This is a genomic window from Asticcacaulis aquihabitans (assembly GCF_032490435.1).
In the GTDB taxonomy this organism is placed as follows: domain Bacteria; phylum Pseudomonadota; class Alphaproteobacteria; order Caulobacterales; family Caulobacteraceae; genus Asticcacaulis.
On the sequence record NZ_JAVGWM010000001.1, the window covers coordinates 464,459 to 484,292 of the forward strand.

21 protein-coding genes, 1 tRNA gene and 1 pseudogene are annotated in these 19,834 nt (G+C 57.8%); 9 read left to right on the top strand and 14 right to left on the bottom strand.

From position 1 onward, the window contains the following. Window positions 1-7 precede the first annotated feature (7 nt). Window positions 8-541: an RNA polymerase sigma factor gene (locus RCJ00_RS02240; RefSeq protein ID WP_316219986.1), complete on the top strand. Its 534-nt coding sequence runs from the start codon at window positions 8-10 to the stop codon at window positions 539-541. Continuing rightward, complete coding sequence (locus RCJ00_RS02245) at window positions 538-855, top strand: hypothetical protein (RefSeq protein WP_316219987.1); 318 nt, start codon at window positions 538-540, stop codon at window positions 853-855. Before RCJ00_RS02240 ends, RCJ00_RS02245 begins: the two co-directional genes overlap by 4 nt. Here RCJ00_RS02245 and RCJ00_RS02250 read toward each other — a convergent pair. The 10 genes and pseudogenes from RCJ00_RS02250 to RCJ00_RS02295 all read right to left on the bottom strand — a co-directional run bounded on the left by RCJ00_RS02250 (window position 852) and on the right by RCJ00_RS02295 (window position 9,214). Next, window positions 852-1,514, bottom strand: coding sequence for a protein-L-isoaspartate(D-aspartate) O-methyltransferase (locus tag RCJ00_RS02250; protein ID WP_316219988.1), 663 nt, complete (start codon window positions 1,512-1,514; stop codon window positions 852-854). The genes RCJ00_RS02245 and RCJ00_RS02250 overlap by 4 nt on opposite strands. Continuing rightward, on the bottom strand, window positions 1,507-2,304 hold the full coding sequence (surE, locus tag RCJ00_RS02255; protein ID WP_316219990.1) for a 5'/3'-nucleotidase SurE: 798 nt from the start codon (window positions 2,302-2,304) through the stop codon (window positions 1,507-1,509). Before surE ends, RCJ00_RS02250 begins: the two co-directional genes overlap by 8 nt. A gap of 64 nt (window positions 2,305-2,368) precedes the next feature. After that, complete coding sequence (gene serS, locus RCJ00_RS02260) at window positions 2,369-3,652, bottom strand: serine--tRNA ligase (protein ID WP_316219991.1); 1,284 nt, start codon at window positions 3,650-3,652, stop codon at window positions 2,369-2,371. A gap of 160 nt (window positions 3,653-3,812) precedes the next feature. Then, window positions 3,813-4,757, bottom strand: a complete 945-nt coding sequence (tatC, locus tag RCJ00_RS02265; RefSeq protein ID WP_411267517.1) for a twin-arginine translocase subunit TatC — start codon at window positions 4,755-4,757, stop codon at window positions 3,813-3,815. 454 nt (window positions 4,758-5,211) lie between these two features. After that, window positions 5,212-5,434, bottom strand: a pseudogene (gene tatB / locus RCJ00_RS20635) (Sec-independent protein translocase protein TatB); the annotation flags it as partial. 66 nt (window positions 5,435-5,500) lie between these two features. Then, window positions 5,501-5,686, bottom strand: a complete 186-nt coding sequence (locus tag RCJ00_RS02275) for a twin-arginine translocase TatA/TatE family subunit (RefSeq protein WP_316219993.1) — start codon at window positions 5,684-5,686, stop codon at window positions 5,501-5,503. Between the two features lie 151 nt (window positions 5,687-5,837). Next, the gene (scpB, locus tag RCJ00_RS02280; RefSeq protein ID WP_316219994.1) at window positions 5,838-6,479 is read right to left on the bottom strand and encodes an SMC-Scp complex subunit ScpB; all 642 of its coding nucleotides are present in this window, start codon (window positions 6,477-6,479) and stop codon (window positions 5,838-5,840) included. Next, the gene (locus tag RCJ00_RS02285) at window positions 6,469-7,350 is read right to left on the bottom strand and encodes a segregation and condensation protein A (RefSeq protein WP_316219995.1); all 882 of its coding nucleotides are present in this window, start codon (window positions 7,348-7,350) and stop codon (window positions 6,469-6,471) included. Before RCJ00_RS02285 ends, scpB begins: the two co-directional genes overlap by 11 nt. After that, window positions 7,347-8,435 carry a beta-N-acetylhexosaminidase gene (gene nagZ, locus RCJ00_RS02290; protein WP_316219996.1) on the bottom strand — a complete coding sequence of 363 codons (1,089 nt, stop codon included), beginning with the start codon at window positions 8,433-8,435 and terminating at the stop codon, window positions 7,347-7,349. Before nagZ ends, RCJ00_RS02285 begins: the two co-directional genes overlap by 4 nt. Continuing rightward, a complete protein-coding gene (locus tag RCJ00_RS02295; protein WP_316219997.1) occupies window positions 8,435-9,214 on the bottom strand; it encodes an SPOR domain-containing protein in 780 nt (259 codons plus the stop codon). The genes nagZ and RCJ00_RS02295 overlap by 1 nt, the downstream gene beginning before the upstream one ends. Before the next feature lie 247 nt (window positions 9,215-9,461). Here RCJ00_RS02295 and RCJ00_RS02300 point away from each other — a divergent pair, with 247 nt between their 5' ends. Beyond that, window positions 9,462-9,719 (top strand): GNAT family N-acetyltransferase, encoded by a 258-nt coding sequence (locus RCJ00_RS02300; RefSeq protein ID WP_316219998.1) that lies wholly within the window; start codon window positions 9,462-9,464, stop codon window positions 9,717-9,719. A gap of 18 nt (window positions 9,720-9,737) precedes the next feature. Here the strand turns inward: RCJ00_RS02300 and RCJ00_RS02305 are convergent, their stop codons facing one another. The 3 genes from RCJ00_RS02305 to RCJ00_RS02315 form a co-directional block, all read right to left on the bottom strand. Further along, window positions 9,738-12,773, bottom strand: a complete 3,036-nt coding sequence (locus RCJ00_RS02305; protein ID WP_316219999.1) for a transcriptional regulator — start codon at window positions 12,771-12,773, stop codon at window positions 9,738-9,740. A 261-nt stretch (window positions 12,774-13,034) separates the two neighbouring features. Next, the gene (locus tag RCJ00_RS02310; RefSeq protein WP_316220000.1) at window positions 13,035-14,234 is read right to left on the bottom strand and encodes a GAF domain-containing sensor histidine kinase; all 1,200 of its coding nucleotides are present in this window, start codon (window positions 14,232-14,234) and stop codon (window positions 13,035-13,037) included. Between the two features lie 79 nt (window positions 14,235-14,313). After that, window positions 14,314-14,889 carry a TetR/AcrR family transcriptional regulator gene (locus RCJ00_RS02315; protein WP_316220001.1) on the bottom strand — a complete coding sequence of 192 codons (576 nt, stop codon included), beginning with the start codon at window positions 14,887-14,889 and terminating at the stop codon, window positions 14,314-14,316. A gap of 100 nt (window positions 14,890-14,989) precedes the next feature. On the opposite strand from RCJ00_RS02315, the gene RCJ00_RS02320 reads away from it, so the two are divergent. The 4 genes from RCJ00_RS02320 (at window position 14,990) to RCJ00_RS02335 (ending at window position 18,439) form a co-directional block, all read left to right on the top strand. Then, a complete protein-coding gene (locus tag RCJ00_RS02320) occupies window positions 14,990-16,261 on the top strand; it encodes an MFS transporter (protein ID WP_316220002.1) in 1,272 nt (423 codons plus the stop codon). Between the two features lie 89 nt (window positions 16,262-16,350). Continuing rightward, on the top strand, window positions 16,351-16,614 hold the full coding sequence (locus RCJ00_RS02325; protein WP_316220003.1) for a hypothetical protein: 264 nt from the start codon (window positions 16,351-16,353) through the stop codon (window positions 16,612-16,614). 242 nt (window positions 16,615-16,856) lie between these two features. Beyond that, a complete protein-coding gene (locus RCJ00_RS02330) occupies window positions 16,857-17,873 on the top strand; it encodes an acyltransferase family protein (RefSeq protein WP_316220004.1) in 1,017 nt (338 codons plus the stop codon). A gap of 209 nt (window positions 17,874-18,082) precedes the next feature. After that, window positions 18,083-18,439 carry a hypothetical protein gene (locus RCJ00_RS02335; RefSeq protein WP_316220005.1) on the top strand — a complete coding sequence of 119 codons (357 nt, stop codon included), beginning with the start codon at window positions 18,083-18,085 and terminating at the stop codon, window positions 18,437-18,439. A gap of 116 nt (window positions 18,440-18,555) precedes the next feature. Here RCJ00_RS02335 and RCJ00_RS02340 read toward each other — a convergent pair. Beyond that, a tRNA-Ile gene (locus tag RCJ00_RS02340) sits at window positions 18,556-18,631 on the bottom strand. A 185-nt stretch (window positions 18,632-18,816) separates the two neighbouring features. Between RCJ00_RS02340 and RCJ00_RS02345 the strand changes: the two genes are divergently transcribed. Then, complete coding sequence (locus tag RCJ00_RS02345) at window positions 18,817-19,563, top strand: SIMPL domain-containing protein (protein ID WP_316220006.1); 747 nt, start codon at window positions 18,817-18,819, stop codon at window positions 19,561-19,563. A 121-nt stretch (window positions 19,564-19,684) separates the two neighbouring features. Then, complete coding sequence (locus tag RCJ00_RS02350) at window positions 19,685-19,822, top strand: hypothetical protein (RefSeq protein ID WP_316220007.1); 138 nt, start codon at window positions 19,685-19,687, stop codon at window positions 19,820-19,822. Window positions 19,823-19,834: the final 12 nt, after the last annotated feature.

Consider the following 19,834-nt stretch of genomic DNA (forward strand, 5'->3'; position numbering starts at 1 on the left):
GCCGGCAATGCCCACCGACCTCCCGTCCCAGGCTGACCTTATCCAGCGCGCGCGCCAGGGATCGGACGAGGCTTTTTCGCGATTGGTGAATGATCATCAACAGGCGGTGCGCGGCTTCGTACGCCGCCTGTGCGCATTGCCGGACGATGCTGACGATTTGGCGCAGGACGCCTTCGTGACCGCCTGGGCCAACCTGCACAAGCTGATTGACGGTGTGTCGTTCCGTACGTTTGTCTGCGGCATCGCCTATCGCAAGGCGCTCAATGATCGTAGGCGGTTTAACCGCTCAGGCGCGCGCGATACCGAGTGGCATGGCCTGACCCCACAAAGCCATACATCAACCGTTGATTCACGCCTGACCGTTCAGGCTGCGCTGGCCCAATTGCCGATTGATCAGCGCGCCGCCGTATCGCTTTGCGTTGCCGGCGACTATAGCCACAGCGAAGCCGCCGAGATTTTGGGCCTTCCTTTGGGCACAGTTAAATCGCATATTCAGAAGGGGCGTGAAAAGCTCAACGCCCTGCTTGGAGTTTCATCATGAGTGAAGACACCTTGAAAGCCCTGTTGATGGCCGACGAACCGACCCCTTCGCCGGCGCGCGACCTGAGCTTCACCATATCTGTAATGCAGAAGATCGAACGTCGCCGCCTGATTGAAAACATGGCACTGTGCACAGGCGCATGCGCGGCCCTAGCCGTCCTGCTCTACATCGTGATGCCGCACCTTACGCCCGGGCTCATCACCTTGGGTCAGGCCGCAACGCCAGCCTTCGTTACGCTCGCCTGCCTGGCCATGGCGGCCTTCGGCTTGTATCAAATGCGCCCGGCCTTACGGGAATTCGGTATCGGGCTTTAATTTTCCCTGGCGACACCGGCGATAAGCGGTACGAAACGCACCTCGCCCAAATCTTCCTTCAGAAAATCATCACCCTGCAATTTGACATAGCGCATGAGCCGCTGTGTCGAGCCTTTCCCCAGGGGCCCGACCATAATGCCCTTGGGCTTTAGCTGTGCCAGCAAAGGGGTTGGCACTTCCGGCAAGGCTGCCGTCACGAGGATACGGTCGAACGGCGCCTGTTCCGGCCAGCCTTCCCACCCATCTCCAAACCGGTAGATGATGTTTTCCAGCATGAGACGCTTGTGGCGGATTTCTGCCTCGACCATCAATGAGCGATATCGTTCGATGGTATAGACGTAGCGCGCCAAACGGCTCAGGACTGCGGTTTGATAACCGCTGCCCGTTCCGATTTCGAGTACGCGATGCCGCCCCTCTAGCTTCAGCGCTTGGGTCATCAAGGCGACGATATAGGGCTGGGAAATGGTCTGGCCACAATTGATGGGAATAGCGGAATCTTCCCAGGACCTGTCGAGGAAAAGCTCAGGCACGAACAGGTCGCGCGGCGTGTATTCCAGCGCGTGCAGCAGCTTTTTATCTGTAATGTCCTGCGCCTTCAGCGTGTCGAGCAGGCGTTGCAGCCGGGTCCGCTCCGGACCGTCATTAGGTTTCTCAGACATCGGCGGCGGTCTCCACTTTTTTTGGCGCCACCCCGCCGAGCGTTTTCTTCAGACGGTGCAGGGTTTCGTAGTGCGTAAGGTCGAGGTGCAGCGGCGTCACCGAGATACGATTTTCGGCAACCGCCTTCAAATCGCTGCCGTCCGCCAGCTTCTGCTCGTAATTATGAAAATCGATCCAGTAGTAGTCACGGCCGCGCGGATCGACACGCTTGACAGCGTGCATCTCATGCAGATCGCGAATGCCCTGCTTCGTCACCTCGACCCCGGTTACGTCGTCGGCACTGCAATTGGGGAAGTTGATATTGATGATGCAGTCCGACGGCCAACCCTGCTGGATCAGGTTGCTGACGACCGGTGCGCCATAAGTCTGCGCGCCTGACCACTGGGCTTCGATATCGACATCGAAATCGAGACATTGCGACAGGGAAATGGACGGAATGCCAAGCGACATCCCTTGCAGCGCCCCCGCCACCGTGCCCGACAGAGTCACATCCTGCGCCAGGTTGAAACCACGATTGACACCGGACAGCACCAGATCCGGCGGCGCATCCATCAGGTCGTTTACCGCAATCTGGACGCAGTCGGTCGGCGTGCCGGTGACGCAGAACCGCTTGTCCCCCAGATGCTTGGCGCGCAACGGATCATGCAGCGTGACGCCCCTGCCCTTGCCCGACTGCTCATATGTGGGCGCACACACCCAGACATCGTCGCTCAGGGCGGTGGCGATATCATAAAGCACCTTCAGGCCAAAGGCCTCAATGCCGTCGTCGTTGGTCAGCAGGATACGCATGCGCCGTTTGTACGGCGATTTGAAGCCCGTGAGCAAGGGGGCAGCGCCCCCTTTTCAGGCCATTTTAGCCGATATGCGTCAGCCCGCCCATATAGGGTTGGAGTACCGACGGAATAGCGATGCGACCGGCTTCGTCCTGGTAATTTTCCATGATCGCCACAAGGGTCCGTCCGACGGCGAGGCCCGAGCCGTTGAGCGTATGAACGAAACGAGTGCCTTTTTCGCCAGCCTTGCGCGTACGAGCATCCATGCGACGCGCCTGGAAGTCGCCGCAGTTCGAACAGGACGAGATTTCGCGATAGGTGTTCTGTGACGGCAGCCACACTTCGAGATCGTAGGTCTTGCGCGCCCCGAAGCCCATATCGCCGGTACACAGCAACATGGTGCGGAAGGATAGATCGAGCTTTTTGAGGACAGCCTCGGCACAGGCGGTCATGCGATCATGCTCTTCACCCGACTGCTCAGGCGTCGTGATCGAGACGAGTTCAACCTTCTGGAACTGGTGCTGGCGGATCATTCCCTTGGTGTCGCGGCCCGCGGACCCGGCTTCGGCACGGAAACAGTTGGTCAGGGCGGTGAGCCGCAACGGCAACTCTTCCTCCGCGGTGATGGCGTCCCGAACCAGATTGGTCAAGGTCACTTCGGCGGTCGGGATCAGGTAACGGTCGTCCGTCGTCTTAAACAGGTCTTCCTCGAATTTCGGCAACTGGCCGGTACCAAACAGGGTTTCCGCGCGGACCAAAACCGGCGGATTGACCTCGGTGTAGCCATGCTCAAGCGTCTGAACATCCAGCATGAACTGGCCGATGGCGCGCTCCAGACGGGCCAACTGCCCTTTCAGCACGACAAAGCGCGCACCGGACATCCGGGCGGCGGCTTCAAAATCCATAAGGCCGAGCGCCTCACCGAGATCGGCGTGATCTTTAGCGGTGAAGGAGAGAATATTGGGCGCGCCATGTTTGCGCACTTCAACATTACCCGCCTCATCCGCCCCATCCGGCACATCCTCGAACGGCACATTGGGCAATTCGGCCAGCTTGCTTTTCAAAGCTTCGCCGAACTCACGCTGCTTTGTTTCTTCGGCTTCAATCGTGGCCTTCAGGCTCTCGACTTCAGCCATCAAACCTTGGGCCCTGGCCTCGTCCTTTTGGGCCTTGGCCTGACCGATCTGCTTAGAGACCTCGTTACGACGGCTCTGCGCGGCCTGAAACGCCGTCTGGGCAGCACGCAGGTCGGCATCCAAAGCCAGAAGCCCGTCGACATCCGATTGCGCCGTTTCGCGGCCACGGCGCGACCAGCCCTGAACAAAGTTCTGAGGGTTTTCACGTAGAGCTTTGATATCGTGCATGGTCTTAGCCTTGATCTATATGCCGTTCATATCACCCACTGCCGGGCGACATATCGCCGATGGGGATAAGCCATTGTGGCAGTGAGGGTCAAGGGGCCTTGGCGGCGCGACGGTCCGGATTACACCGTCACAGCCCGTCGCCTTGCCGGTAGCAGATGCCTTATGCTGCCGCCTTGCCCTTACGATTGAATTCGATAACCTTCACGCACAGGATCGAAATTTCGTAGAGCAGAACGATGGGAATAGCCAGCATGCATTGCGAAATCGGGTCCGGCGGGGTCACGATCGCGGCGACCACGACGATGGCCAGGATAGCGTAACGACGGAACGAGCCCAGCATCTTGGACGTCACAAGCCCCGTCAGGCCGAGCAGGGTCAAAACGACTGGCAACTGGAAACACAGACCGAAAGCGATCATCAGGGTTTCGATCAGTTGCAGATATTCCGACACCTTCGGCATGAACTGGACGACCACGCCACCGGAGGCAACCACCTGCTGGTTCAGCGAAAACCACAACACCATCGGCAGCATAAGGAAATAGACCATAGCCATGCCGGCCAGGAAGAGAATCGGCGCCGCCAGCAGGAACGGCAGAAACGCCATGCGCTCGCGCTTATACAGGCCCGGCGCCACAAAACGGTAAACCTGGAAGGCCAGAACCGGAAAGCTGACGATCACGCCACCGAACATAGCCAGGCGGAGATTGGTGAAGAACACTTCGAGCGGCGCCGTGGCGATCAGCGGGATATCCTTGACGTTGGCAATCGTCTTCAACCCCATCAGAACCAGAATCAAATCGAACGGGCCCGCGTGGCCATGCGCCTGCTGTTCAGTGTAGAGCGACGACGCGACAGCCAGCGGGCGTGTCAGGGCGGACAGAATATGATTATGGAAGCAGTAGCAGCCGATGACGCAGACCAGAAACGCCACAACCATGATGATAATGCGCGACCGCAACTCGATCAGATGATCCATCAGAGGCGCACGTGACGCCTCAATGTCCAGTTCGTCCGGATCGGCGGTCACATAGCCGCGCTTCGCCTTGTCCTCTATAATGGACGTCTCGGCCGCCTTGGGGACCGGCAATTTGATATCGTCGGTCATGTACCGCTTCTCTTGCTGCCGCTTGCCTTGGCGCCCACCTTACCGGTGCTGCGCGATGCGGTCTTTTTTTCCAGGGACGTATTCTGGGGCGTGTCGAGTGTCGAATCGGCGGCTATAGCGGCCTTCGCCTTGCGCGCAGGTTTGGGCTTGGGCGCGGCGACCGCAGTTTCGGCGACCACTTTCGGAGCGACGTGCAGTTCCGGAGCAACCTCGGCCATCGCCTTGGGCTTACGAACACGCTTCGGCTTTGTCGGCGCTTCATCGACCGGCTTACCCTGCGGCGGAAGTCCCGCCATCTGCGGGTCAGACGCTTCGACATGCGTCCCGAAATCGGCGGCATCGGGTGATGCAATGTCGGTCTGCCCAGAGTAATAGTGGGTGTCCGGCTTGATGCTATTATTGATGTCGTTTTCGATCGCCTTCATCTGATGCGTCATGTCGTCCAGACCGGATATTCGCCCGGACCTAAGCGCATCTACTTCCTTGCGTAGGTCATCCAGTTCGCTCTGTCGCGCCATGTCGTCGAAGGACGTCCGGAAATCGTCGGCCATCCGGCGCATCTTGCCGACAAACCGGCCAAGCTGGCGCAAAAGCTTAGGCAGGTCCTTAGGACCCACCACGACCAACGCCACGACAGCAATAAGAATGAGCTCACCGCCCCCGATACCGGGCACCATGTGAAAGACTTTCTCTTAGAATTCTGAGGCCTGCATCACGCGTGATGCCCTAAGCCGTTAGGAAACTCAAGCCTTGGGCTCGTCTTCGGCCTTTTTGGTCTTCACGTCGTCTTCGTCGTCCTTCAGGCCGTTCTTGAACGCCTTGATACCCTTGGCGGCGTCGCCCATGAGTCCCGACAGCTTGCCGCCACCGAACAAAACCAGGACCACGAGACCGATAATCAGCCAGTGCCAGATGCTAAAGCTACCCATTTTAATCTCCTTAAACCTGCTGCCCCCGCCTTAAAGATGGTGGCGCAGGTCCCAAATGTCAGTCCATACGGACAGATTTACGTCCTTATAGTCGCAGAGCGTCCCATCGCGAAAGTCTTTTTTCCACGAGATCCGGACACATCCCGGTCATTCAGTCTTTCTCGAAAAAATCCTGTGCGAACTCGGTCTCTTCCATTTCTTCCAGAAGGAGCGGGTCCTCCGTCGTCTGACCATTGGACGGATCGGGCACCATGAAGTCGGCCGGCACGTTTATATCCAGCAGCCCTGCGGCGCGCATCTCCGCGGCCCCCGGCAGGTCGGCCAGCGACGGCAGCGAAAACTGCTCCAGGAAGTAGTCCGTGGTGCCATATGTCACAGGCCGCCCGGGCGACCGGCGACGCCCCCGCAACTTGATAAGATTCATTTCATGCAACACGTCGAGCGTGCCGCGCGACAACCCGACACCGCGAACAGCTTCGATTTCCGCGCGTGTCACCGGCTGATGGTAAGCAATAATGGCCAGGGTCTCCAGCGCGGCCTTGGACAGGCGGCGCGGCTCCTCACGTTCCTCGACCATCAGATAGGCCAGGTCCGGCGCCGTCCGAAACTGCCAGCGATCGTTGATGATTTCCAACGACACACCCCGACCGGAATAGCGGGCCCGCAAAGCGGCCAGCGCCTTGCCCACCTCGGCGCCTTCGGGCAGGCGGTACGCGATTTCCGATGCAGACAACGGACCGTCGGCGGCGAATAGCAGGGCTTCGATCGCCCGTTCCAGGGTGTCAGGCGTCATTGGACGCTCCGTCGCTCTTGTTGATCAGGGCCTGACGCTTGCGCATGTAAAGGGTTTCAAACGTGGCCAGTTGCTGGAGTTGCAGATGCCCTTCCTTGGCCAGTTCGAGCGAGGCCGACAAGGTCGAGGCGACATAGGAGACGCGACGCGGACCACCGGCGCTGCGGGGCTGCGGGGCCACCTCATCCAGAGCCGTCCAGTTATTGAGCTTCGGCAACTGCGCCCGCAGATTGTCGCGCGCGTCTTCCAGCGAATAGGCTTCGATACGGCGCGTCGGATCGTAATGGCGTTCCAGTTCGCGCCGGCGCTGCGTGACATAGGCGCTCATCAGGTCAAACACATTAGCCTCGATGCGCGAGGACGGGATGATCAGGCGGGCTTCCGGGTCACCGCGCGCAAACACGTCACGCCGCAGTTGCGGGCGCGAGGTCAGCGCCTCCACCGCCTTGCGCATAGCCTCCAGCTTTTTCAGGCGGTAGGCCAGAGACAGGGCCAACTCTTCCGGCGCCGGTTCGTTGCTCGCCTTGCGTTCGGTTTTCGGCAATAGCAGGCGCGATTTGAGATAGGCAAGCCACGACGCCATCACCAGATAGTCGGCAGCCAGGGCAAACCGCAGACGGCGCGCTTCCTGTATAAAGGTCAGATATTGTTCCGCCAGACGCGTAATAGAAATCTTTAGAAGGTCGACTTTTTGCTGGCGTGCCAAGGCCAAAAGCACATGCAGCGGTCCTTCATAGCCATCAAGATCAAGGATCAGCGCCTCATCGCTGGCAATCTCCTCGGCGACCTCGGGACCAGGACCGTCGAAATCGAGACGCCTTTGCAGCACATCGTTTTCGAACCCCCTGGGGGCGGTGTCCCGCGTGCTCATCTCGAACCCTGCGCCGTCACCGGCCTAACCGCCGCCTGACCTTCCGTCGGATCACGATGCAACTCTGCAATGTTACCACGGGCAAGAACGGCATCAAAGCGCGTCCTCGCTTCGACAACATCGAGCGGTTCGGGCGTCTTCAGTATACGGGTCAAGGCGGCCTTTGCCCGCCGAAGGGCCTCACCTTTCAGCTTCGGCGTTTCATTCAGGACCTGCCTCATCTCGTCCATTTCGCCGTTACAATGCAGCAGCACGTCACACCCCGCCCGCAAGGATGCCTTTGCCCGCTTGTTCAGCGAACCTGATAAGGCGTTCATCGACAGATCGTCGGTGACCAAAAGACCATCGAAGCCGATGACGTCGCGCACCAGCTTGAGGCACTTCCGTGAGGTTGTTCCCGGATCACGCCGGTCTATGGCGGTATAAAGCACATGGGCGGTCATAGCGATCGGCATGTCAGCATTGACCTGGAACGGGTAGAAATCGACAGCCATAAGGTCGTCAAGAGAGCCATCGACACGTGGCAGGTCGTTGTGCGAATCGGCCCCTGCCCGTCCATGCCCCGGAATATGCTTGATGACCGGCAGAACCCCGCCCGCCAGTAGACCTTCGGCGCAAGCCCGGCCCATGACGGCAACATCCTGAGCCGTAGGCGCGTAGGCGCGGTCACCGACAACATCGTGCGCGCCGGCTTGCGGGACATCGAGTACCGGTGCGCAGTCAACATTGATCCCCAAGGCGCGCAGGTCGTGCGCCATGAGGCGTGCGCCAAGCCGGATTATTTCCCGCTGCTCCAATGGATCATTACTGACTTCGCCGAAACGGGACGCCGGCGGATAGTCCGGCCAATGCGGCGGCCGCAACCGGCGGACGCGGCCGCCTTCCTGGTCGATCAGAACAAGCGCGTCATGCCCCACCAGGGCTTTCAGCGAAGCCACCAGCGCCTTGACCTGATCCGGCGTCTCAATATTACGGCGAAACAGTATGAAGCCAAGCGGCTGGGCCTCGGTGAAGAACCGGGTTTCTTCCGCCGTCAGCTCCGTTCCGCCCAGACCGAAAATACAGGCGCCGATTCCCTTGGCCATTATTTTACGATGCAGTCATGCCCGGCTGCCTTGAGCGCCGAACAGAAAGACTTGGCCTTTTCAGACGTTAGCCCCGTGAATGCCGTGCGATAAAAGGTGCCGTTAGGCGTCGTGACCTTTTCGATCTTCTTACCGGCACCGCCGACGAAAAGCCCATAGGACGAAGCGACCTTGGCATATTCACTGTTAGCAATATCGGTCGAGGTGAAAGCGCCGATCTGAACCGACGCTGCGCCGGTGGCAGCCGCGCTAGTCAGCTTGAGCGGAGGAGTCGACGACGACGTAGCGGCAGCGACGGGCGCGGCCGACGACGCGGATGACGCAGAGGTCGCCGCCGGTGCCGGGGCCACGCTGGCCGAAGACAGGGCGCTATTGCTGGCTTGGGACGGCAGAGGACCGGTAATAGGTGCGGCGGGCGCCGGCGCAACATCAACCGTTGGTGCCGGACGTTGACCCGGCACTTCCGAACCCGGCGTAAAGGTGGCGACGCTGGTGTCGTTCATATCCTGATCGCTCAGCGGCTTGGCGTCCTGTACCTGGCCTTCCTTGATATCTCCAATCGAATCACCGACTTCTGGCGCAATCTTGCCATGCTTGTTCAGGCCCGAATTGTACAGGATCACCACGACAAGCAGAAGAACCACCAGACAGATACCGCTGACGATCAGGGTTACCGGCGCCTGGTCACGCGAAGACGGCGTCCGGCGCGGTTCGTAACTCAGATTGTCTTCGGTCGGTGGCGAATAGGTGCCGCGATCTTCCCGGTCAAAGTCTGACATGGTGAACTTCCCCAAACCCGGCGTCCTCACACCGGAAAAAACCAACATAATTCTGATTCCGGCACGGGTGTCCCGCAGAATCGGACGCGAACTATAGAGGGTACAGGACGATTTTGGCACCCCTGTGGCCAAAAATGTCCGCAGGTGGCGTGCTGAAGCATCAGACCTCGCCGCGTGCTATTGCCCCTTTATTCCAGGCTTCTTATCTAGATAACGGTCTGAATGCGACCTACAAGGAGAAAATGTCATGACCGGTGTCACGGATAATGCTGCCGAAAGCCAGTTCGAATTGACTGTCGATGGCCATGTCGCCCATGCCGATTACCGGATAACAGGCGACACTCTATATATCGACTATGTCGAAGCGCCCCCTGCCCTGCGCGGTACGGGCGCCGCCGGACGGCTTATGGAAGGGGTGATGCAGGCCGCAGCCGAGCGTCATCTGTCCGTCGTGCCAATATGTGGCTATGCGGCGGCGTGGATGCGCCGGCACCGCACGCTCTAATCCCTCCGGTCCGGCGTCCTAGCCGCCGCCGAGCAGGCGTTGCAGTCCGGCTTGGTAGTTGGCGATCTGTGAGGTCAGATAAGCCGGGGCTACGCCCGTTCCGCTACCCGGTGTCGTGGTTTTTGACGGCTGCGGATCACCATATTTCAGATACGAATAGACCTTTTGCACATTGGTCATGGTCGCCTGAAGCGACTTTATCGCATTGGCGATATTCTGCGTCGAATTGAGATTGAGCGAGCTGTCGAAGCTCAAGCCCATTTCCTTTTGCGACGTCAGGTAATTAGACGATGTGGCGTCCATGGTCTGGCCGGCCGCATTGCTGACGAGGCCCGCCGACAGGCCAAGCCCCTTCAGGGCATCCTTCCCAGCCGGGCCACTAACGAATTCCATAGAGCTGGAGCCATCGGCGGGCTTGATGTCGAGTTGATCCTGCTGCTTGCCCAGGACCTTCTGAACCGTAACCGTCAACTGATAGCCCGAAGCGCGTTCGATCTTGGTCGCCAGAGACGCCATGGTGTCATCGGCGCTGATCGTAATGGTCTGCTTGGCGCCGCTGTTCGGGTCCACCATGTAGAACAGATCGCCGGCTCGGGTGCTGCTATTGGAAACGATGGTGTTCGAGTCGGTCTGCTGCACGGTCCCGATAGGCAAACCCAGCTTGTCGAGCGCGCTCGAGGAATTTTGCGACACAGCGATGGCGTTGGGCGCAACTTCGCCGTCGGTACCGCTGTAGCGTGTCTGGTACTCAACCTGTCCCGTGTCGACATTCAGCCGCGCCAGGTAGGCGTCTTCGCTGCCGATCTTTGTTGTGCCAGCGATGGCGCCGTTCGTCTGACCGGAAATCCATGCCTTACCGTCCATGAACTGAACCTGGGCATTTTTCTCGGTCCCGGCTCCGCCATAAAAGGCCACTTTGTCCTGGTCTGTATTGCTGAGATTGGCGTCAACCGACAGGGCGAACGCATCGAAACCGCCGGAATAGGTGCTGGTGATCGTACCTGTTTTCAGTAGATCGGGCGACCCGCTGCTGCCTCCCAGATAAACCTTGCCGTTATAGACCGAAATGCCGCTGATATTGCCGCCGCCTATCCCCCCGAGATCGCGCGTATCGATCTGCACGGCTTTACCGGATGAGATGTCATAGGAGGTCAGTACGGCGTCATTTTTTTGCAGACTGGCGACATAGAGTGTCGTCCCGCTGACGGCCAGTTGCGCCGTCTGATCGGTTTGCAGCGTGCCGGTTTGTTGAGTGAACAGACTCTTGCCCTGGGCCGAGAACCCCATGACATAGCCATCCCAACCGCCATAAGACCCTGAGGCGCCCGGCACGGTCGACATGGTCTTGCCGCCGACATAGACCGAATCGTCGGCGCCAAAGGCGACCGACGTCGCTTGATCCGCCGCCGTTGCGCCGCGGCGCTGAGTCCACTGTTCGTTGCCGCTAGCATCAAAGACGGTGACGAAGCTGTCGGTCGTTGTCGGACTTTGACCACTCAGGGGCGCGGTGCTGGCAGCAACACCTGTGCTGACCGGCAAGCCTATCGCATTGGTCTTGGTGGTCGGATTGTCGACATTGAGCGCCCCGGTCACAGAACCGGCTATGGCAACCTTGCCGTCAGCTGAGACGCTCAAGGCATAGCCCGAAGCGGTGTCCGAAGCGCCGAGTGTCCGGGTATAGACTATCTTACCGGCAGAATCGTACTTCATCAGGGCCACATCCTGCGTGCCCTTGATGGCCTGGCCGGAGGTGGTGGCGTCCACATTGGCTAGGACATAGACCGAACCATCGGGACCGGCCGCCGTCGCCAGGGCGTTCTGGGTTATGGCATTAGTGGACTTTGTATCGCCGAGCGTCACATTAGCAACGCTGCTCGGCAGATTGGTCTGCTCCGACTCGCCGGCGACGTAATAGGTGTCGCCGATCTTTGAGACGGGGTCTGCTGGAGTTCCACTCGTGTTAGAAATATCGGTCTGGAATTTCAGCAATTGCGAGGTAACGTCTGTCGTCGCGGCGGATGTGGTCGAGGACGTCGTGGACGATGTACTGCTTGTGCTGGTCGCGGTTGGCGTCTTGGTCGGATCGCCGGTCGATTGCGCGACATAGACGGAATCAGCGGTATCTTGCGCGCTGAACGTCAGGGTCTCGAAAGAAGCGCCGTTTATTTGCAGCCCGTAAGACGCCTGCCCAGGGGAAATCGTCACCGTATTGCCGGCGACGGTCTCAGTTTCCGGGACGGCCGGGGTCGTATGGATGGCAAAACGCGTATCAAGTCCGGCGGCCTTCAGCTTGCCGTTCAGATAGGCCGTGACATTCGACATACTACGCGTTTGGTCGCCCATTTCGGACAGATCGAAATTGACGGCAATCGGCGTGGCTGTGCCGGTTCTCTTCACGCTGACCGAAAACTGGACAGTGCCTTCGAAAGCCTTGACGGCATCCGAGGTCGAACCTTGATGGATGTTCTGCGCCACATAGGTGCTGTTTGTGCGAGCGGCGCCGACGCTGTTTTGAAGATCCTGAGTGAGCGTGCCTTCAGTCAGGTTGACGTGATCATATTTCGTCCCCGACAGGTAGGTTTCAACCTCGCTCACGCCTGCCGTGAAGCGGCTCTGATACGATGCCAGTTGATTGGGCGAGACAGTCTTGGCAGATGCGGCGGTGGCTATGCCTTCAAGTGCATTCAGACCCTGGTAGAGGGTAAAGAGCTTGGTATAGTCGGGCGATGATCCAATCACGTCCGACGTCGCCTGGTTCGGATTGATAAAGTTCTGCCCCTGCATGACCGCGCTCACCAGGTCGCTTTCCTGCGGCGCAGTGCTGGCGCCCGACCAGGGCGCAGCGGGCGCGTCGGAAGAGCCGGTGGGCGAAGTGGTCTTGGTTGATGTATCCGTGGTGCCAGCGTTTGTCGTGCCGTTTGTCGACGTGCCATCCGAGGGCGTTATACCGTCCTTGGCGTCATAATAGCTGGTGAGTAGCGACGACATGTCGCTGGACGAGCTTCCACCCGAACCAAACAGAGACAGGATAAAGGATGAATCGAAGCTATTCATGAGCTGCACCAACACGTGTTGGGCAGACTCTACGGCCTCCATTACTTATTTAGTGTAAATAAATCGAATACAAATCTGCCATTTATTGTTACAAAAATGACTGAATTGCTTCATTATCGCCTCATGCATTGCAGCATTGAAACAATCTATCTTATTGGGTTTTGATGCCGTAGCAATAATGGCAGCAAATTACATTAGGATGGCCTGACCGCGACACCGATGACAGCGGCTGCATTGCGCCGAAACCTATGTGCGCAAGCCTTAGTGTGGTTTGAGTATACGCAGAAGAAAGCGTGTTTCGCGCGCATCCGATCTAGCGGTCAGTTCCCCACCATGCGCCTTGGCGATTTCGGAAGCGATATACAGGCCGAGCCCCAGTCCCTGCTGTGCCGGAGAATCCTTCCCGCGCACAAACGGGTGGAACAGGCGCGCCATGGCGGCAGCGGGAATCGGGACGCCGCCGTTCGCGACCGACAATTCAAAACGGCTTTCGCTGCTTAGCGCCGTAACCTGCACAGGCTGGTTCGGGTCGCCATAGGTCAGAGCATTACCCAACAGATTTGAAAACAACTGGGCAATCCGACTGGGGTCACAATCTACCGGCACAGCCAGGTCGTAATCGACAGCAATCGCCCGCTCCGGCCACCGCACGCGTAGTTCGCTTATGACCTGAGTGAGAACATGTTCCAGATTCGCTTCGCGACGAACGTCGAGCGTCACCCCTCCGCCGAGACGGCCGCGCGCGAAGTCTAGGACGTTTTCAATCAACTCAATCATCCGGCCAGCGGATTTGTGCATCATAGCGACCAAGGTTGCGCCGCGCTCGTTCAGGGGCGTCTTCTCAAGCAGCGTAATGCCTGAGGCAATGGCACCCAACGGGTTGCGCAGGTCGTGGCCCAACACGGCGATGAATTGTTCACGCAGTTCTGCGGCGTGTTGTGCCTCAACCAATCGCGTCTCAGACTGGCGCAAACGTTCCTGACCATCGAGATGCTGGGCGATCAATTCGGCGTAAAGCTGAAACATGCCGATGATTTCCGGCCGGTTGATTTTGGCTGGATTTGGATCAATCGCACACAAGGTTCCAAAAACCGTACCGTCTTCGCGTATGATCGGCACCGAAATATAGCTTTTCAGCCCATACATCAGCGGCGTATGGTGACCGGCATATACCGGATCCTTGGAGGCATCGTCGAACACAACCGTCTGACGGTTACGGCAGATGTCATGGCAGATGGTGGTTTCGACCTTCAGTTCCCCGCCGGCGGTAAGGCCAAACCCAATAGTATCGCGAACATCGCACGCAATCCAGCGATCGGGTGTGACACGGGCGACGGCGGCAAACCCCATACCCGTGATCTGGCAAACGATCTCCAAAATCTTTGGAACGACCGCAATCAGACCAATGGCCGTAACGTCCAGCGCAAGGTCTTTAGCGTCTTCAAGTAAGGCATCGCTCATAGGGTTACTTGGTCACATAAGACGATAACAGGCAAACCTTTCGCCCGGCGGAAAGCGGAAGACTATCCGAAATCCGCAACTAATTGCGCTCCTCACCATATTTGCTGTGGAGCGCCGACCTTACGGTCGCGATAATCTCGTCCGAAACCGCCTCATCTTCAACCGCCCGGGCCAGGACCATAGCACCGACAAGCGTTGACAGCGTGACGATCGCCTGTGCGCGCCCCTCCCCCTCATCGGTCAGGACTGATAGAGCTTCCAGATAATCTCCGACGCCATTGCTAAAAACGGTGCGCACCGGCTTTGGCTGACGCGCGACATCGGCCGCTAACGATGGGAACAGGCAGGCATGTTCCGGGACGTCTCGCATCTTTGTGGATAGATAACGCTCGAAATAGGCTGCAAGTGCAGCCCGGCGATCGCCGGTAGCCGCTTTTAGCCGCTCAGCCTGACGCTTCAACGAGGCATCACACGCCTGGGCCGTCAGGTCATCCTTGGACGTGAAATAGGTGTAGAAGGCGCCATGACTCAACCCGGCCGCCTGCATGATGTCAGCAACCCTTACGCCATCGAAACCATGCTTGCGGAAGCCTTCGGACGCAATACGCAAAATCTCCTCACGATTGGCCTCGACCGTGGCTTTCGATGTTTTCATTATTACCTCTCCTAAACGCACTTGACTATACATGATGATTGTCATAAATGCAATTATGATAGCCATCATGAATAAAATCGGGTCGCGATAGGATGTAGCCATGATTTCCACCCGTCTTGCCACCCATCTCATGCGCCGCAATATCCACTATGGGTGGGTAATGGCGGCCGTCACGTTTCTGGTCATGCTGACGACGGCCTGCGCACTAGGCGCGCCGGGCGTACTCATGCCGCCTTTGGAAAAAGAATTCGGCTGGAGTACGGCGGAAATTTCAGGTGCGTTGGCCTTACGCCTCATTCTGTTTGGCGCCATTGCGCCCTTCGCCGCCGCGCTCATGTTGAAATTCGGCCTGAAACGTGTCGTCGCCTGTGCGTTGACGCTTATTCTGGCAGGTCTGGGCCTGTCGATGATCATGCGCGAAATGTGGCAGTTGGTTCTGTTCTGGGGCGTCTTTGTCGGTATCGGCTCTGGCATGACGGCCATTGTCCTGGGCGCCACCGTGGCCACCCGCTGGTTCACTCACCGGCGCGGTCTGGTCATCGGACTTCTCACCGCCAGCTCGGCGACCGGGCAACTGGCCTTTCTGCCCGTGGTCGCAAAGTTGTCGGAAAGCGCGGGCTGGCGCGTGGCCTTGCTCCTGATTTGCGCGTTGCTGGGCATAGCCCTTGCCGCCGTGCTTCTTCTGTTGCGCGACCGTCCAACGGATCTGGGGCTCCTGCCTTATGGCGAAACCGAAGCCCTGCCCGCACCGCCGCCCGCCCAGTTGTCGCCCATAACCATGCTCATGGAAGCCGCGCGGACGCGCACCTTCTGGATTCTCTTCGGCACCTTCTTTGTTTGCGGCGCTTCGACGAACGGCTTAATCCAAACCCATTTCGTTTCCCTGTGCGGTGACTATGGCATGGCGGCGGTGACGGCGGCCGGTGTTCTGGCCATGATGGGCTTGTTCGACTTTTTCGGCACCATCGGCTCGGGCTGGCTTTCCGACCGCATCGATTCGCGCTGGCTGCTATTCTGGTATTATGGCTTGAGAGGATTGAGTCTGCTGTATCTGCCGCACGCCGAATTCACTTTCGGTGGCCTGTCCCTCTTCGCGGTCTTCTACGGCCTGGACTGGATCGCCACAGTGCCGCCGACCCTCAAATTGACGGCGGAAAAGTTTGGTCGCGAAAAAGCAGGGGTTGTGTTTGGCTGGATATTCGCCGGACATCAACTTGGGGCCGCGGCTATCGCCTTCACCGCAGGCTATATCCGTACCGAATTCGGCGCCTACGTGCCTGCCTTCCTCATTGCCGGCAGCCTGTGCCTGATTGCGGCGTTCATCGTCCTGCTCATCGTGCGCGCCAAAACAGCTGCTCCCGCTCCCGCTTGATCCTGCGCTTACATTCAGCGGCTCAGGCGTGTACTGCGCCTTTGCACGCTTTCCGGATAGGTTTGCGCCATCGTCAATGGAGAATCGACATGGCCACCACAACCCAACCGTCTTCCGGCAATAATGGCGTGCTCGTCATAGTGGCCGTCGCCATTATCGCCATCGTCGCCGTCGCGGCCATCTATCTAATGCAAGATCACCGCACGGGCGGGCAGCGGGTCGGCGACGCTATAGAAGCCCTGCCCCACGGCGTCGACAAGGCGGCCAACAAGCTGGACGACCAGCCGCCCGCCCAGAACGTCCAGCGCAATCTGGACGACGCTGGCAAAAAGGTCGAGCGCAAGCTGAACTAGATAGTATTTCGATTCCGACTGAAGCCGATTGGCGCTCCAAGTCTCCACTGTTATCGGAAATTGTGTCACGCTTTTTCTGAAAGTGACCAAGTTTCATCCGACATAAATAACGGCCTATGCATGTGCGCATCGGCCGTTATTCATGTTGGCAGGCCTGGTTGGATTAATCTTTAGGGGGTGGTTGAAGTTATGCTGCGTTGCGGTATGCTGCACGTCGGGTGAGCGGGAAAGGTAGAAATGCGATGAACCGTATCCCGTATTTTGACGGCTGGCGCGGCTTGGCGATCCTGGCGGTGCTGTTCGCTCACTTCGTATTTTCAGGCCACTTCAATGCCGGCCGGTTTGGCGTTGAACTGTTTTTCGCACTCAGTGGCCGCTTGATGGCTGAAATCCTCTTCGTTAAAGGCGCCGGCCTGAAGAGGTTTTATTTCCATCGTATCAGCCGGATATTTCCCGCACTTATTGCCTTTGCGACGATCATCTTCTTGATTTCAGGACCTTTGTCCATGGGCGTTACCCTGCCTGGATACCTGTCGGTTTTGACCCTGACCTACAACTATGCAATTCCGTTTATCGGTCAAATGCCGGCGATCGACCATATCTGGTCCCTATGTATCGAAGAGCACATGTACATTTTTTTGGGCTTGGTGGCCTTTGTGTGCAGGCGGTACGGCTTTAATCCAGTATATTTGATCGCCATCGCCGCTCTCACCTTTATGATAAACGGACTTGTCCAGTCGAGCTTAGGACTGGGGTACTATGCCGTCTATTGGAGGTCCGACGTAAGAGGCGCGTCCATTTTGGCAGCCGCAGCGATGTATCTTTGTTCTCAAGACGCGCGATTCAAGCCCTACTTCGAAGGACAAACCAGTCTGTACATTGCCATAGTTGCAGCGCTTATCATCAATTTCGATGCTGTGCCGGACGAAATAAAGTACACGGCGGGCACATTGTGCATTTCCTATGCGATGGCCAGCCTTCCGCGCGCCAACAAACTCGCGTTATCCCTTCTGTCGTTCAAACCGCTGACCTATTTCGGCCTAACGTCCTATTCCATCTATTTATGGCAACAGCCTTTTGCCTTCAGTTTATTAAAGTTCCTTGAGCCACTTGGCGTTGGATATAACACCAAGCGGTTGCTATTGCTCGTCGGCGCCATAGCCGTTGGCCTGGTGAGCTATTATGTCGTCGAAGGCCCTTCGCGAAGATGGCTCAACAATTTGGCGGCTCGCCGCAATGCCAAATTATTGAAGACGTGAACAATCCGGGTAAACGTAATCCCCTTCACAATACTAATCGTTATTACGGTCGTTGACATCACATCGACACCTGCCATGGCCGGTTCAAAGAGACTCTAGGTCACCGTGCCTGCCTATAAAATGAGCGTATTTTTTAAAGACGTCATCTGAGGTTGCATGTGGCCTCGGGCATTGTTACCTTGGGAGCATAACAACGGGGACGGGGCAAAATGAATCTTACGCAGCGGACCGGCGCGTCTACGCCGCATTTTTACTTCGGCCATAGCCCTGAATTTTTGCTGTTTGCCGCTGCGGTGGCAGTGCTCGCATCTGTTGGCGTAGCCTGTGTTATCAAATCCGGCTTTCCAGACGATCCGAGCGATTTCATGGAGCATGCAAAGTGGGACGCCGTGCAGGCGGTGAAGCGAGCGGGCTTTGATTGTAAAAACCCCGCCTATTTCGACCATAAATACAGCAAGACGTATAATAGTCTTCGCTATGTTTTGAAGTGCGAAAGCGGAACCTACGAAGTGAGTCTTGAGACAGAAGGTAGATATGGCGAGGTTACGCTCCAATCATCACAATGACTTGGCGATGCTCAACGTCCCACATATCGACTGAGGATCAGAAATGTTCAACCCTCATGACAAGGGTTGAACATTCTGGAATAAAGCCGAACACATTCAGCTTCTTATCAAAAAATTGGTAGGCCCGGAGGGACTCGAACCCCCAACCAGACCGTTATGAGCGGTCGGCTCTAACCATTGAGCTACAGGCCCCCGGATATTCCCCGACAATGCGAAGAAACCTTTGGAGGACGGCGTGCCTACCATGCGGCTTCACATATTTAAAGGGTATTTTTCAACTGTCCGCCGTGTTCAGCCCACATTCATGCGCCATCTGCAATTATGCCCTTACCGTAGAGATACGGCGCCTATGACATTTAAAAAAGAAAGACCCATCCATGACCGCCGTCAACTCCCGCCTGCTGAAGTCCTTCGCCCTTGGCGTTCTCACCGCTGGCCTGGCCGTTGCGCCAATGATGGCCGCCGCTCAGACGACATCTACACCTGTTCTCATGATGCCTGCGCCCAGTACATTGTCGCTGTCCGCTGCCGGCGAAGTCGCGGCAACACCGGACATGGCCACCATTCATTTCGCCGTGGTGACACAATCCGGCACCGCGTCCGGCGCCATGAAGGCAAACAGCGTCAAGATGAACGAGGTCATGGCCGCCCTTAAGGCCGCCGGTATCGCCACTAAGGATATCCAGACGTCGAATCTAAATCTCAACCCGCAATACAATTACGCGGATGGCCAGGCGCCCAAGCTGACCGGCTACCAGGCGCAGAACCAGATCACGGTTCGTATAAACGACCTGAACCAGACCGGGACCGTCATCGATGCCGTCATCAAGGCTGGGATCAACCAAGTCGATTCGATCAATTTCGGCCTGAAGAATGACGACGCTGTGCTGGATCAGGCGCGCCAAAACGCCGTCGCCACCCTGCTTAAGCGCGCCAATCTGTACGCGACGGCGACAGGCATGAAGGTCAAACGCATCATTTCGATCGAGGAAGGCGGCCCCGTCTACAACCAGCCGCAACCCATGATGTTCCGCGCCAAGGCGGCAGACGCCTCGACGCCCGTTTCCGCCGGTGAGTTGCAGCTCAGCGTCAACGTGTCGGCAACCTTCGAACTCGAAAAGTAAATACGATTACCGCCCCTCTTTCGCCCGTCACGGTTCTCCCGTGGCGGGCTTTTTCATTTTCCACACACCTAACGGCATATGTTGGCGTGACACGCCGTTAACACTTTGTTAACCTCAATGCATGTTTGGAAAACGCCCCTCTCATATCGCTGCCCGGACGATTGCCGTCGCCATACCGACGCAAGTCTATATCAGCGCCTTTCACCCGGTTCACATCGGCATCTTTCTGGCCGCCCTGCTTTTCGGCATGAATGCCTGATTGATCTTGCCC

Coding starts and splice junctions, on each gene's coding strand:
- RCJ00_RS02305 (WP_316219999.1), bottom strand. CDS start 12,773: ATGAATAGCTTCGATTCATCCTTTATCCTGTCTCTGTTTGGTTCGGGT.
- RCJ00_RS02250 (WP_316219988.1), bottom strand. CDS start 1,514: ATGTCTGAGAAACCTAATGACGGTCCGGAGCGGACCCGGCTGCAACGC.
- RCJ00_RS02245 (WP_316219987.1), top strand. CDS start 538: ATGAGTGAAGACACCTTGAAAGCCCTGTTGATGGCCGACGAACCGACC.
- scpB (WP_316219994.1), bottom strand. CDS start 6,479: ATGACGCCTGACACCCTGGAACGGGCGATCGAAGCCCTGCTATTCGCC.
- RCJ00_RS02300 (WP_316219998.1), top strand. CDS start 9,462: ATGACCGGTGTCACGGATAATGCTGCCGAAAGCCAGTTCGAATTGACT.
- RCJ00_RS02315 (WP_316220001.1), bottom strand. CDS start 14,889: ATGAAAACATCGAAAGCCACGGTCGAGGCCAATCGTGAGGAGATTTTG.
- serS (WP_316219991.1), bottom strand. CDS start 3,652: ATGCACGATATCAAAGCTCTACGTGAAAACCCTCAGAACTTTGTTCAG.
- surE (WP_316219990.1), bottom strand. CDS start 2,304: ATGCGTATCCTGCTGACCAACGACGACGGCATTGAGGCCTTTGGCCTG.
- RCJ00_RS02335 (WP_316220005.1), top strand. CDS start 18,083: ATGAATCTTACGCAGCGGACCGGCGCGTCTACGCCGCATTTTTACTTC.
- nagZ (WP_316219996.1), bottom strand. CDS start 8,435: ATGGCCAAGGGAATCGGCGCCTGTATTTTCGGTCTGGGCGGAACGGAG.
- RCJ00_RS02325 (WP_316220003.1), top strand. CDS start 16,351: ATGGCCACCACAACCCAACCGTCTTCCGGCAATAATGGCGTGCTCGTC.
- RCJ00_RS02275 (WP_316219993.1), bottom strand. CDS start 5,686: ATGGGTAGCTTTAGCATCTGGCACTGGCTGATTATCGGTCTCGTGGTC.
- RCJ00_RS02295 (WP_316219997.1), bottom strand. CDS start 9,214: ATGTCAGACTTTGACCGGGAAGATCGCGGCACCTATTCGCCACCGACC.
- RCJ00_RS02285 (WP_316219995.1), bottom strand. CDS start 7,350: ATGAGCACGCGGGACACCGCCCCCAGGGGGTTCGAAAACGATGTGCTG.
- tatC (WP_411267517.1), bottom strand. CDS start 4,757: ATGACCGACGATATCAAATTGCCGGTCCCCAAGGCGGCCGAGACGTCC.
- RCJ00_RS02345 (WP_316220006.1), top strand. CDS start 18,817: ATGACCGCCGTCAACTCCCGCCTGCTGAAGTCCTTCGCCCTTGGCGTT.
- RCJ00_RS02240 (WP_316219986.1), top strand. CDS start 8: ATGCCCACCGACCTCCCGTCCCAGGCTGACCTTATCCAGCGCGCGCGC.
- RCJ00_RS02330 (WP_316220004.1), top strand. CDS start 16,857: ATGAACCGTATCCCGTATTTTGACGGCTGGCGCGGCTTGGCGATCCTG.
- RCJ00_RS02310 (WP_316220000.1), bottom strand. CDS start 14,234: ATGAGCGATGCCTTACTTGAAGACGCTAAAGACCTTGCGCTGGACGTT.
- RCJ00_RS02350 (WP_316220007.1), top strand. CDS start 19,685: ATGTTTGGAAAACGCCCCTCTCATATCGCTGCCCGGACGATTGCCGTC.
- RCJ00_RS02320 (WP_316220002.1), top strand. CDS start 14,990: ATGATTTCCACCCGTCTTGCCACCCATCTCATGCGCCGCAATATCCAC.